Origin of the sequence: Dryocola sharpae, assembly GCF_051307055.1 — a bacterium.
In the GTDB taxonomy this organism is placed as follows: Bacteria; Pseudomonadota; Gammaproteobacteria; order Enterobacterales; family Enterobacteriaceae; genus Dryocola.
The window spans coordinates 1,334,375-1,346,383 of the sequence record NZ_CP149994.1; the positions used below are offsets into that span (position 1 = coordinate 1,334,375).

11 protein-coding genes are annotated in these 12,009 nt (G+C 54.0%); 6 read left to right on the forward strand and 5 right to left on the reverse strand.

The window, feature by feature from the left end; all coding sequences use genetic code 11:
• Positions 1-55: 55 nt before the first annotated feature.
• From glnH to rhtA, 3 genes are all read right to left on the reverse strand, one after another.
• On the reverse strand, positions 56-802 hold the full coding sequence (gene glnH, locus WLO31_RS06365; protein WP_435929650.1) for a glutamine ABC transporter substrate-binding protein GlnH: 747 nt from the start codon (positions 800-802) through the stop codon (positions 56-58).
• A gap of 362 nt (positions 803-1,164) precedes the next feature.
• Positions 1,165-1,668, reverse strand: a complete 504-nt coding sequence (gene dps, locus WLO31_RS06370) for a DNA starvation/stationary phase protection protein Dps (protein WP_435929651.1) — start codon at positions 1,666-1,668, stop codon at positions 1,165-1,167.
• Between the two features lie 309 nt (positions 1,669-1,977).
• Entirely contained in the window at positions 1,978-2,865 is an 888-nt protein-coding gene (gene rhtA / locus WLO31_RS06375) for a threonine/homoserine exporter RhtA (protein ID WP_435929652.1), read from the reverse strand.
• Positions 2,866-3,233: 368 nt separating this feature from the next.
• Here rhtA and ompX point away from each other — a divergent pair, with 368 nt between their 5' ends.
• Entirely contained in the window at positions 3,234-3,740 is a 507-nt protein-coding gene (ompX, locus tag WLO31_RS06380) for an outer membrane protein OmpX (protein ID WP_435929653.1), read from the forward strand.
• Positions 3,741-3,806: 66 nt separating this feature from the next.
• Here the strand turns inward: ompX and WLO31_RS06385 are convergent, their stop codons facing one another.
• On the reverse strand, positions 3,807-5,390 hold the full coding sequence (locus WLO31_RS06385; protein WP_435930532.1) for a sulfatase-like hydrolase/transferase: 1,584 nt from the start codon (positions 5,388-5,390) through the stop codon (positions 3,807-3,809).
• A gap of 317 nt (positions 5,391-5,707) precedes the next feature.
• Positions 5,708-5,836, reverse strand: a complete 129-nt coding sequence (mntS, locus tag WLO31_RS06390; RefSeq protein ID WP_435929654.1) for a manganase accumulation protein MntS — start codon at positions 5,834-5,836, stop codon at positions 5,708-5,710.
• Positions 5,837-6,027: 191 nt separating this feature from the next.
• On the opposite strand from mntS, the gene mntR reads away from it, so the two are divergent.
• The 5 genes from mntR (at position 6,028) to WLO31_RS06415 (ending at position 11,958) form a co-directional block, all read left to right on the forward strand.
• Positions 6,028-6,498 (forward strand): manganese-binding transcriptional regulator MntR, encoded by a 471-nt coding sequence (gene mntR, locus WLO31_RS06395; RefSeq protein WP_435929655.1) that lies wholly within the window; start codon positions 6,028-6,030, stop codon positions 6,496-6,498.
• Positions 6,499-7,611 carry an SLC13 family permease gene (locus WLO31_RS06400; RefSeq protein WP_435929656.1) on the forward strand — a complete coding sequence of 371 codons (1,113 nt, stop codon included), beginning with the start codon at positions 6,499-6,501 and terminating at the stop codon, positions 7,609-7,611.
• 114 nt (positions 7,612-7,725) lie between these two features.
• Positions 7,726-8,850 carry an HlyD family secretion protein gene (locus WLO31_RS06405; protein ID WP_435929657.1) on the forward strand — a complete coding sequence of 375 codons (1,125 nt, stop codon included), beginning with the start codon at positions 7,726-7,728 and terminating at the stop codon, positions 8,848-8,850.
• Positions 8,851-8,855: 5 nt separating this feature from the next.
• Positions 8,856-10,427 carry a DHA2 family efflux MFS transporter permease subunit gene (locus WLO31_RS06410; RefSeq protein WP_435930533.1) on the forward strand — a complete coding sequence of 524 codons (1,572 nt, stop codon included), beginning with the start codon at positions 8,856-8,858 and terminating at the stop codon, positions 10,425-10,427.
• A 1-nt stretch (position 10,428) separates the two neighbouring features.
• On the forward strand, positions 10,429-11,958 hold the full coding sequence (locus WLO31_RS06415) for an efflux transporter outer membrane subunit (protein ID WP_435929658.1): 1,530 nt from the start codon (positions 10,429-10,431) through the stop codon (positions 11,956-11,958).
• The last annotated feature ends 51 nt before the right edge of the window (positions 11,959-12,009 follow it).

Consider the following 12,009-nt stretch of genomic DNA (forward strand, 5'->3'; position numbering starts at 1 on the left):
AAATAGCAGGGGCGAAAGCCGCCCCTGAGGTCAATCTTTTAAAAATGTAGAATTATTATTTTGGTTCAGTGCCGAACCATTTTTTATAGATTTCGTTATAGGTGCCGTTCTCTTTCAGGGTTTTCAGCGCGCCGTTGACTTTAGTACGCAGGTCGTCGCTGCCTTTCGGGAAGGCGATGCCGTATTGCTGAGCTTCCAGTGAGTCACCTACCGCTTTGAACTGGCCGTTACCGGCGGTTTTGATGAAGTACAGGATGTTTGGCGTATCGTGCAGCACGGCGTCAGCGCGGTTGGTGCCGAGTTCCATATAAGCGTTGTCGATGTTCGGGAACTGACGCAGATCTTTAGTTTTGATGTTGGCTTTCGCGTAATCAACTGACCCGGTGCCGCCTTTAACCGCAAGGACTTTGCCGTCGAGATCCTTCACGCTTTTAATCTCGTTGTTGTTCGCTTTTACCATCACTAACAAACCGCTTTGGTAGTAGCCATCGGAGAAGTCGATGGCTTTCTGGCGCTCCGGGGTAATGGTGATACCGGCCAGCGCCACATCGATGTTTTTGGTTTGCAGCGCCGGAATGATGCCGCTGAAATCCATCGGTTTCAGGGTGTAGTCCAGCTTTAATTCTTTCGCGATGGCGGCCCATAAATCCACGTCGAAACCGACGTATTTATCGCCTTGTTTAAATTCAAAAGGAACGAATGCGGTGTCGGTCGCGACAACCAGTTTCTTCTCAGCGGCGTGGGAATTGACCGCCAAAGCCAGAGTGAGTGCAGCCAGTGAAACTTTCAAAATCGACTTCATAGCATTTCCTTTGTTAATCCATGGGGCTATCCCCTGCAGCAGCCAGCACGGCATGGAAGAATCGTGCCAAATCTACAACATATTGTTTTGCAAGGATGTGGATTTGTAACATTGCACAATATAGGTTGCAAGTTGGTCATGATGCACCGTTACGGGGCTCCATGATGGTGCATATTTTTGGCTGGCGGGTCGGAAGATAGTTTTACCGCGAAATCAGGCGGCAAAACAATCATTCATTAACGATTGTGTGATGAGATTATTACAGGAGTGCAACTTTTGCGGTGGGGGTAAACAGTTTACTGCGCTAAAATGGTGCATGCTCCCTCTCCGCGCGGGGAGGGAGCATAAAAATCATCTATCAATTATTCGATATTCGATTCGATGAACCACAAGTACTGGTCCAGATCGCGGGATGCCGCGGTGAAAATATCCGCCGTATCTTCGTCTTTGGCTTCGCTAATAGCTTTGCGCACGTCGTTTGCGACGACGGCATAGCGATCCGCCAGCTCTTTTAAGTGATCCTGCACGCTATGAATATCCAGCGGATAGCTTTTCAGCGCCGTCTTGCTGTTAACGACCTGGGTTGTCCCCAGCGCCACGCCGCCAAGCTGAACGGCACGTTCTGCCATGGTATCCAGGTGAGTGGTCAAAGCTGTACGGAAGCCATCAAGCATTTCGTGGACGGCAATAAAGTTGGCACCGCGCATGTTCCAGTGAGCCTGTTTGGTAATCAGGGACAGATCGATGAACTGGATGACCTGACGATTCAACAGCTCGATGGTGGCTTTTTTCTCGTTATCCGCTACATCATTACGGGTATAGAGCAGGTTTGTAGATTTGGTTTTTACCAGTTTAGCGGTACTCATAATCTTTCATCCTCTTGATGTGTGTTTCCTGATTTGTTACCGGGACTAAGTATAGCACCGGTTTTTAATCTTGCTGGATGAGTTAATACCTATCAGACAAATAGCAATAATGAAGTGGCAATCATTATGTTGATTAATATCAATAGATTATAAGTAAGCAACAGGATATGTCATAAAAATGACAAGCGGCGTGGTAGCAGAAATAAATAGTTCTTATTTACGTCAGAAAAGTAAAGGCAATATAAGTGGTTGATCGCGGGTTTTTTATTTCCCGCGCGCGGCGTGCAGCGAGAAATAAATTGATCCAGATTAATTTATATCGACACTTTTTATCTGCGTCTCGCGTTTAAGCGTTAACGTCGAGCCGATGGAGGCGGCGATAATCGACAGCAACGCCAGCCACTGCACCCAGCTCAGATGCTCGCCAAGGAACAGCATGCCGGAGAGCGCAGCAAGGCCGGGCTCCATACTCATCAGCGTCCCGAACGTGCGCGTCGGCAGGCGCGTGAGGGCAATCATCTCAAGCGAGTATGGCAGGGCCGTAGACAGAACCGCCACGCCAAGCCCTAAAGGAAGCAGCGACCAGTGCCAGATTGCGCCGCCTGCTTCCCATGCGCCAATCGGCACAAAAATAACGGCGGCAATCAGTGAGCCTATGGCTACCGTCGCCGGGCCGTGATCGGCGCCCGCTTTCTGACCAGACAGAATATAGAGCGCCCAGCATGCTCCGGCTCCCAACGCGAAGGCGGCGCCGGTTAAATCGACATGGGAAATATCTTGCCCAAGCGGCAGAAGGAACCACAGGCCCATCACCGCCAGCACCACCCAGATAAAGTCGATAGCCCGGCGCGATGAGAACAGCGCCACGGCCAGCGGGCCGGTGAATTCGAGCGCCACGGCTATCCCGAGAGGAATAGTCTGAATAGATAAATAGAAGAGATAGTTCATGGCGCCGAGCGATAAGCCATACAGCAAAAGCGGCAGGCGCTGCTCCGCTTTAAAGCGTAAGCGCCAGGGCTTGAATACCGCCACCAGAATCAGCGTCCCTAAAGCCAGACGTATCGCGGTTACGCCGGGCGCGCCAACCAGCGGGAAAAGCGATTTGGCGAGCGATGCCCCGCCCTGAATCGACGTCATGGCAATAAGCAGGATAACAATGGGCAGCCAGACGGGCATTTTTCGGGAAGTTAACGGCATCCTGCGTCCTGTCAGTTAATGTCGGAATGGGTCAATGTATGAAAACGATCTTCAGTGTAAAGGATTAACTTATGGCTGGTTGAATTTTCATTAAGAAAAAGCCGACCGCTTTACGCTACCCTTGTCGTCAGTTTGTGTAAGTTTAACGCAAAAAAATTAAGAATTATCTGGATGACGAAATTATTAAACGCACCAATAATTGCGCGAATTTGTTAATAAATAACTGATTATTTAGTGACATAGCCGCTTGTGGAAACGTTGTGTTACATGAAAAGGTTCGTTAGACAACACGAATGACGAAGAGTTTCTTACGGGGTTTTGTTATATTTGAATCTTAGGACTTACTTGAAGCACATTTGAGGTGGATTATGAAAAAAATTGCATGTCTTTCAGCACTGGCTTGTGTTCTGGCCGTTTCCGTAGGTACCGCAACTGCAGCAACCAGCACCGTAACCGGTGGTTATGCGCAGAGCGATATGCAGGGCGTTGCTAACAAAGCTAACGGCTTCAACCTGAAATACCGTTACGAAAACGACACCCCACTGGGCTATATCGGTTCCTTCACCTACACCGAAAAAGACCGCTCTGAAAATGGCGTTTACAACAAAGGTCAATACTACGGCGTTACTGCAGGTCCAGCTTTCCGTCTGAACGACTGGGCGAGCATCTACGGCGTTGTGGGTGTAGGCTACGGTAAATTCCAGAGCACCGACTACCCGGCAAAATCTGACTCCAGCGACTACGGTTTCTCCTACGGCGCAGGTATGCAGTTTAACCCAATGGAAAACGTTGCACTGGACGTTTCCTACGAGCAGAGCCGCATCCGTAACGTTGATGTTGGCACCTGGATCGCAGGCGTGGGTTACCGCTTCTGATTCACCCTCTCAGGTGAAAATAAAAATCCGCCCTTGTGGCGGATTTTTTTATGTTCTTAATTCACCTTAGCGCGTCTTTATCTCAAAGATATCGCTCTGCAGATGATTATAGTCCACCTTCTTAAGCTTAAAGTTAGTAATCCAGGTCGGACCCGCTTTTTGCTCAGAGATAAACTTGTAGCGCATCGCCAGCTCTTTGGTTTTAATACCGGTCCAGTCAGAGAAGAAGTTAAGAAAATCGTTGGCTGAACGGCGCGCTTTTATCAGACGATGCTCCTTATCATCGCTTGAAAGCACCATAAAGGGCACCTGGAAGTTCTGCTGGAACTCATCGTCATGCGCCAGATACTGTACTTTGGTGCCGCGCTCTTTAAAGGCCAGGCCATGATCTGAGAAATAGACCATCGAGAAAGTCTCGCCGGTATTCTGCAGCTGCTGATAAAGCTGCTTAAGAAGATCGTCAGTCTGCGTCATGCTGTAGATATAGCAGGAGGTCTCTTTCGACTGCACGAACTCCACATACTTTCCTTGCGTGCGATCGCATGCCTGCGGGTGAGACCCCATCAGATGCAGGACGATCAGCTGTGGCGTGGTGCGACGGGTAGCAAATACCTGCGCCGTCATCTTCAGCAGCGCTTCATCGCGGGTATTTTTATCCGCTTCAAAATCACCGCTTTTCAGGAACTGCACTTCATCAGCGCGTTTTGCGATGCTGGCTATGGCGGTATCGTACTCGCCAATCTGGCCCTGGTTTGAAAACCACCATGTCTGAAAACCGGCGCGGTTGGCGAGCGTCACAATATTATCCTGGTATTGCGGCTTGCCGTCGATAACGCGGTTGAGCGTCATGCCCAGCGATTTCTGCGTGGAGCCGCTTGCCGAAATGTAGTCAGTAAATAAGCTGCCGTTAACCGAGCTGGCAAACGGCGTGTTGTTCCAGTGGCCGCCAAAAGCGCCAAGCGCATCGCGGCGCGCGCTTTCACCAATCACTACCACATAGGTATGGTACTTCGGCTTTACCGCCAGCACCTGCCAGGTATCTTTCATTTTTGCAAACTCCCGCATGCGGGTTTGCTCATCAAGCACTTCCTGATTATTCACCACCACGTCTTTGACGAAGCGGAATACCGGATAGCCCGTATCTTTAAATTTAAAGACGCCGCCCTGGGCAAGGTTCTGTACCGGCGTGACGAAAAAACACGCCAGGCTTATTGCCAGGCAGGCGCTGTCGAAGTGGCTCCAGCCCTTTTTTGCCGCGGCTTTGCGGCGCACGGCTATATAGCCCAGCGCCAGAATAAATACAGAAACCAGATAGCTGTACCACGGGAAGATGGTCATTATCTCCGTGGATTCTTCAAAGTTGGTTGAGTGCAGCGCCAGCAGGGTATTGAAGTTCGGCGCGCCGTAAGCCTGCCCGAAAGGGAAATACATTGCCGCCACCAGGCTGCAAACCGCAATAACCCCTTTTTGCAAGCGCGGAGCGCGACGCCCAAGCAACAGCAATACGCAGCCAAAAGCAGCCGCATACAGCAGGCTGAATTTATAACCTAAAGCGAAGTTAATAAGCAGCGATTGCAGAAAGTAAAATGCGGTCCACGGGTTGAGCGCAACGCCGCGCGCCGTGAGGGTATCTTTAGCCGTTAAATTCATGTTTACCGAATCAACAAAACGCCATGCGAGAACCCTGGCGACAAGGGTCAAAAACCTGCCTGACAGGCGGAAAAGAAGGAAGAGGGAACCGCATCCGGAAGCCGCTTAATGTGCAGGGCTGCAAGAAGATAGAGCGCAACGTAGAGAAGATCAACAGATAACCAAAGCGTGTTTTGCGAGGTGGATTGCAAATCAAGCAGTTTGTGTGGTTAAAGCGCGGGGAGAGAGCGTATCTGCGGAATTAATAGAAAACTGTTGTTACAAAAAGATGACGCGGCAGGGCAGGTTCCCGGCCTGATGGAGGGCAGGGCGAAAGCCTATGACTTTGGCGCCTCGTCCTGTTCAGGTTTCCCGGAAACCCAGTCACACAGCATATTCAGCAGCATTAACCGCACCTGGAAAGGGGAGTGAGTAAACACGCTTATGCACCTCTTAAAATCGTTCATAAAAAATCCTCCTCGTTACCTCTGCCACCCTTAATCCATTAAAAGCTGACTGCATTACATACAGGTATAGCACAGGCTATATTATATAGCTATTGCTATGCCGTTAAATTTTTGTGGATGCGGGGAGGTGGTTTACAATGGGCGCTTCCGCCGACGAAGAACGATGTCGCGCCACTGTATGAGGAAGCTCCATGAGCCGTCAGGCAGGTCAAAAGAACAGCAAAAAAGTGACGCAGCTACTTAACGTTGAAGAGCATGTTGAAGGTTTTCGTCAGGTGCGGGAAGCGCATCGTCGTGAATTAATTGATGATTATGTCGAACTGATCTCCGATCTTATTCGCGAGGTTGGGGAAGTGCGCCAGGTCGATATGGCCGCGCGTCTGGGCGTGTCGCAGCCGACGGTTGCCAAGATGCTTAAGCGCCTGGCTACGCTTGGCCTGATTGAACAGATCCCCTGGCGAGGCGTTTTTCTTACTGCCGAAGGGGAAAAGCAGGCGCAGCTCAGCCGCGAGCGCCATCAGATTGTGGAAAACTTCTTCCTGGCGTTAGGGATAAGCCCGGAAACGGCTCGTATCGATGCCGAAGGCGTGGAGCATCACGTCAGCGAAGAAACCCTGCAGGCCTTCTGTCGTTTCACGCAGCAGAGCGGCTTTAAACAATAAATGTTGAAAACGCTGTACCGGCCTTTTTTACGCGATCGTTTTCTTCACCTGTTGCTGATTATCGGCGTTGTATGCTGTTTGGCGGCCCCCTTTCGTCCAGGCTTATGGGCGGCGGCCGTCGACTGGCACACTATCATCACCCTCGCCGGGCTGATGATGCTGACCAAAGGCGTGGAGCTGAGCGGCTATTTCGACGTGCTGGGCCGCCGGATGGTGAAGCGCTTTGGCAGCGAACGCCAGCTGGCGATGTTTATGGTCAGCGCGGCGGCGCTGCTCTCAACTTTTCTGACCAATGACGTGGCGCTGTTTATCATCGTGCCGCTGACCATTACCCTCAAAAAGCTGTGTTCGATGCCGGTGACCCGGCTGATTATCTTCGAGGCGCTGGCGGTGAACGCCGGTTCGCTTCTCACGCCGGTCGGCAATCCGCAAAATATCCTGCTGTGGGGGCGTTCGGGCCTCTCTTTTGCGGCCTTCACCTGGCAAATGGTTCCGCTTGCCGGGGCGATGGTGGCAAGCCTGCTGGCGCTGTGCTGGCTGTGCTTTCCGAAAAAAGCCCTGAATTATCACGGACACGACAGAATAGATGCCTGGCAGCCGCGGCTGGTTTACGCAAGCGTCGCGCTGTACGCGGTGTTTATCGCTTCGCTTGAGCTAAAGCAGGAGGCCTGGGGACTTGCCCTTGTCGCGCTGGGGTTTATCCTTCTTGCAAGAAGGATACTGATAAGCATCGACTGGAGCCTGCTGCTGGTATTTATAGCGATGTTTATCGACGTTCACTTAATAACCAGGATTCCGGTCCTTGAGCAGGCTCTGCATGGCGTAAGCCAGCTTTCGCAGGGAGGATTATTTGCGCTCGGCATCGCTCTTTCGCAAATCATCAGCAACGTGCCCGCCACTATTCTGCTGCTGAACTATGCTCCGCCCTCGGCGCTGCTGGCCTTTGCCGTTAACATCGGCGGTTTCGGCCTGCTGCCGGGTTCGCTTGCCAACCTTATCGCGCTGCGTATGGCAAACGACAGGCGAATCTGGGTGCGGTTCCACTTCTATTCCCTGCCGATGCTGCTCTGGGCCGCCTTAGCGGGATACGCTTTATTGCTGCTGTTTACCTAAGATAAATACCAATTGTCAGTATTTCCTGGCAAATGTATAGCCAGCTCCTAAATTTACTGAACGGTAAATTTTTTGTGGCGCAGGTAATGCGTTCCAGGGCGAGCTGGCGAACCTATGGCAGACCAGAATGACAAGCCGGATAACGGCGAAGAGCAGCAAAAAGGCGACGCTCAACAAGAGAATAATCAAAACGACGAAAAAAAACGCCCCGGCAAAAAGCCGCTGATTATTTTGGGCATCGTCGTGGTAGTGATGGTGATTGTGGCGGCGGTGTGGTGGTTTTTAACCCGTAACGAAGAGACCACCGACGATGCCTTTACCGAAGGCAACGCCGTGACCATCGCGCCGAAAGTGGCGGGCTACGTTACGGAATTGCATATCGCTGATAACCAGCGGGTGCATAAAGGCGACCTGCTGGTGGTTATCGATCCGCGGGATGCCGCCGCGCAACGCGATCGGGCCCGGGCGCAGGTTGGCCTTGCGGAGTCACAGCTGCATCAGGCGCAGGCGCAGCTCGATCTGGCGAAAGTGCAGTATCCGGCCCAGCGCGATCGGGCGCAGGCGGAGGTCACCAAAGCAGAGGCGGATTTAGCCAATGCCCGCGCGGAGTACAAACGTCAGCGAGGCGTGGATCCACGCGCCACCTCGCAGCAAAATATTGATACCGCCAACGCGCAACTGCGATCGGCCGAAGCGGGGCTTGCCAACGCCCGCGCGCAGCTTGAAGTCGCAAGCCAGGTCAAACTGCAAATCCGCCAGCAGGGAACCAACGTGGAAGCCCGAGCCCGGCAGGTGGAACAGGCCAAAGCCCAGCTTGAGACGGCAGAGCTGAACCTCTCTTACACCGAAGTGCGCGCGCCGTTTGACGGCTTTGTCACGCTGCGTAACGTGCAGCTCGGCTCGCTGGTGCAGGCCGGAACGGCGCTGTTTTCGGTGGTTTCTCCGGATATCTGGGTCACCGCTAACTTTAAAGAATCTCAGCTGGAACGAATGCGCCCCGGCAATAAGGTGACGCTTAGCGTGGACGCCTATCCGGACATGGAGCTGGAAGGGCATATCGACAGCATTCAGCAGGGCAGCGGCTCGCGCTTCTCGGCCTTCCCGGCGGAAAACGCTACCGGCAACTTTGTGAAAATCGTACAGCGCGTACCGGTAAAAATCGTCATTGATAAAGGGCTGGATGCGAACCATCCCCTGCCGCTGGGGCTCTCCGTTGAGCCGAAGGTAACCGTCGAATGAGCGAGATGGCCGCTGAGCATCACGATAACTGGAAACCAGCCAGTAACCCGTGGGCCGTGGCGATTGTCGTCACGCTTGCGGTCTTCATGGAGATCCTCGACACCACTATCGTTAACGTGGCGCTGCCGCACGTGGCGGGTTCGCTCTCCTCAAGCTATGACGAATCCACCTGGGTGCTCACCTCGTATCTGGTAGCAAACGGCATCGTGCTGCCTATCTCCGCATTCTTAAGCCGCCTGTTTGGCCGCAAGCAATTCTTTTTAATCTGCATCGTGATGTTTACCGTCTGTTCGTTTTTGTGCGGCATCGCCACCGAGCTTTGGGAAATCATTCTGTTTCGCGTTATGCAGGGCTTCTTCGGCGGCGGGTTACAGCCCACGCAGCAGTCGGTTTTGCTGGATTACTTCAAGCCTGAAGATCGCGGTAAAGCGTTCGGACTGTCGTCGATTGCCATTATCGTCGCCCCGGTACTCGGGCCAACGCTCGGCGGCTGGATAACCGACAACTACTCCTGGCGCTGGGTATTTTTTATCAATATCCCGGTTGGCATTGTCACGGTGCTGGCGATTTATCAGCTGTTAGAAGATCCGCCCTGGGAGCGTAAATCGGAAGAAAAACTTACCGTTGACTGGACCGGCATCGGCCTTATCGCGCTGGGCCTCGGCTGCCTGCAGGTCATGCTGGATCGCGGTGAAGACGACGACTGGTTTTACTCGAACTTTATCCGCACCTTCGCCGTGCTGACGCTAATCGGCATTATCGGCGCGATTTTCTGGCTGATCTATGCCAAAAAACCGGTGGTGGATTTGCGCTGCATGAAGGACAAAAACTTTGCCGTCTCAAGCCTGCTGATGGCGGGAATGGCGATGATTCTGTACGGCAGCTCCGTGGTTATTCCGCAGCTTGCGCAGCAGGATCTGGGGTATACCGCAACCTGGTCCGGGCTGGTGCTTTCTCCCGGCGCAATACTCATCGTGCTGACCATTCCGCTGGTAATAAAGCTGATGCCGATCGTGCAGACGCGCTGGATAATCGCCTTTGGCTTTAGCTGCCTCGCCGCGTCGTTTTTCTGGTCGCGCAACTTAACGCCGAACGTCGATTTTGAAACGCTGGTGCTGTTCCGCAGCGCGCAGTCAATCGGGCTTGGCTTCTTATTTGTGCCGCTGACCACCATTGCGTTTATTACCATTCCGCGAAGGCTTAACGCCGACTCGGCGGCGCTGTTTACCATGTTCCGTAACGTGGCGGGCTCGATAGGTATTTCGCTCTCGACGGCGGCGATTACCGAACGCGCGCAGGCACACAGCGCCCATCTCAGCACCCATATGAACCCGTTTGACGAACAGTTTCAGCAGGCTATTAAAAGCGGCGCGCAGGCGATTCGGAACTTCACGACGCAGGTTGGCGACCCGACCGGCATCGCAACCGGACAGCTCTATAAAACGATGATTGAACAGTCGCGTATTCTCGCCTACATCGACGTGTTTACCATCCTGAGCTTCATCGCCTTGCTGCTGATCCCACTTTGTTTCTTGCTTTCGCCGGTGAAGAGCGAAGGCGCCGCAGGAGCGCATTGATATGAACAGGAGAATGTGGATGTCCACGCTGGCGCTGCTGGTGGCTGGCTGCGCGGTAGGGCCGGATTATCAGCCTGCCAGGCCGCAAACACCCGCAGGTTTTAACGACACGGCTCGCCAGAACGAACCGGGGGTGGTTTCCCGGGCGCAAACCACAGCTATCGATCCGCGCTGGTGGAAAAACTTTAACTCGCCGCAGCTCGACAGCCTGATAGAACGGGCGATTGCCGGCAACCTGACGCTGCAGCAAACCGTGCTGCGCATCGCCGGTGCGCGTGAGCAAATTACTCAGGCGGGCGGCGCGTTTTACCCGAGCGTCAACGGCAGCGCGAGCGTTACGCGTCAGCAACTGGGGCTGGAAGGCGAATTAAAATCCCATGGCGTTTATGACCAGTTGAACGACGTTGACCCGCAGCTCGGCGGCGCGCTCGATCCGCTCACTAAACCGATTACCCTTTACCAGGGAAGCTTTGACGCCAGCTGGGAGCTGGATCTGTGGGGCAAAGTCCGTCGCCAGGTTGAGGCGGCGAAGGCCCAACAGGATGCGGCCATCGAACAGCGCAACGACGCGCTGGTATCGCTGGAAGCGGAAGTTGCCCGCGCCTGGCTACAGCTACGCGGGGCGCAAAGCGTGATGCAAACGTTGCAAACGCAAATCGATACGGCGCAGCAGACGCTTGAGCTGACGGAAAGCCGCCAGAAAAGCGGGCTGTCTCCGCAGATGGATGTGGAAAACGCGCGCGCCCAGCTTGGCAATCTTCAGGCGCAGCTCCCGCAGTATCAGGCTCAGGAACGCCAGGCGATGAACGGGCTGGCGGTGCTGTTGGGCAGACCGCCGGGCGCGCTCGATCGTGAACTGGCAGAGAAACAGGCGTTGCCGAAGCTGCCGGATATCGTATCCGTGGGCATTCCCGCAAACCTGGCGCGCCGTCGGCCGGACGTGCGGGAAGCGGAAGCGAATCTCCATGCGGCCACTGCGCAAATCGGCGTCTCCGTGGCGCAGCTTTTTCCGTCGCTCTCGCTCACCGGACAGCTGGGCTTACGTAATGACGAATCGGGTTACCTGCTCGACTGGGCCAGCCACTTTTACAGTATCGGCCCGCAGGTTTCGATCCCGATCTTCCAGGGCGGAAGGCTGGTTTCCAGCGTTAAAGTGGCGCGCGCGCAGCAGGGCAGCGCGGTGCTGCAATATCGTCAGACCGTTTTGACCGCGTTGCAGGACGTGGAAAACGCGCTGGTGAGCTACCGCACCGACCAGCAGCGGGAGGCGGGGCTTGCGCAAACGACGCAGTCGCTGCAGACCGCTTTTGATTTGGCAAGCGAAAGCTATCGCACGGGCATCGCCACCTTTATCGAGGTGCTGGACGCCCAGCGGCAGCTCTCACAGGCCGAGCAGCAGCGCGCTCAGGCGCGGGTGCAAAGCAGCATCGATTTAGTCGCCTTGTATAAAGCGCTCGGCGGCGGCTGGGAGCCGTATCAGCAGGTGAACATGCCTGATTACGCCGTTTTCGGCGATGCGCCGCGCGGCTAAATTTATGCAGGATCGGGCAAGGAATGGGTAGAAATCCCCCATTCCATAGAC

Excerpts from the sequence above, each read along its gene's own strand:
- WLO31_RS06400 (WP_435929656.1), top strand. The coding sequence starts at position 6,499 with ATGTTGAAAACGCTGTACCGGCCTTTTTTACGCGATCGTTTTCTTCAC.
- rhtA (WP_435929652.1), bottom strand. The coding sequence starts at position 2,865 with ATGCCGTTAACTTCCCGAAAAATGCCCGTCTGGCTGCCCATTGTTATC.
- WLO31_RS06410 (WP_435930533.1), top strand. The coding sequence starts at position 8,856 with ATGGCCGCTGAGCATCACGATAACTGGAAACCAGCCAGTAACCCGTGG.
- WLO31_RS06405 (WP_435929657.1), top strand. The coding sequence starts at position 7,726 with ATGGCAGACCAGAATGACAAGCCGGATAACGGCGAAGAGCAGCAAAAA.
- WLO31_RS06385 (WP_435930532.1), bottom strand. The coding sequence starts at position 5,390 with ATGAATTTAACGGCTAAAGATACCCTCACGGCGCGCGGCGTTGCGCTC.
- ompX (WP_435929653.1), top strand. The coding sequence starts at position 3,234 with ATGAAAAAAATTGCATGTCTTTCAGCACTGGCTTGTGTTCTGGCCGTT.
- WLO31_RS06415 (WP_435929658.1), top strand. The coding sequence starts at position 10,429 with ATGAACAGGAGAATGTGGATGTCCACGCTGGCGCTGCTGGTGGCTGGC.
- mntS (WP_435929654.1), bottom strand. The coding sequence starts at position 5,836 with ATGAACGATTTTAAGAGGTGCATAAGCGTGTTTACTCACTCCCCTTTC.
- glnH (WP_435929650.1), bottom strand. The coding sequence starts at position 802 with ATGAAGTCGATTTTGAAAGTTTCACTGGCTGCACTCACTCTGGCTTTG.
- dps (WP_435929651.1), bottom strand. The coding sequence starts at position 1,668 with ATGAGTACCGCTAAACTGGTAAAAACCAAATCTACAAACCTGCTCTAT.
- mntR (WP_435929655.1), top strand. The coding sequence starts at position 6,028 with ATGAGCCGTCAGGCAGGTCAAAAGAACAGCAAAAAAGTGACGCAGCTA.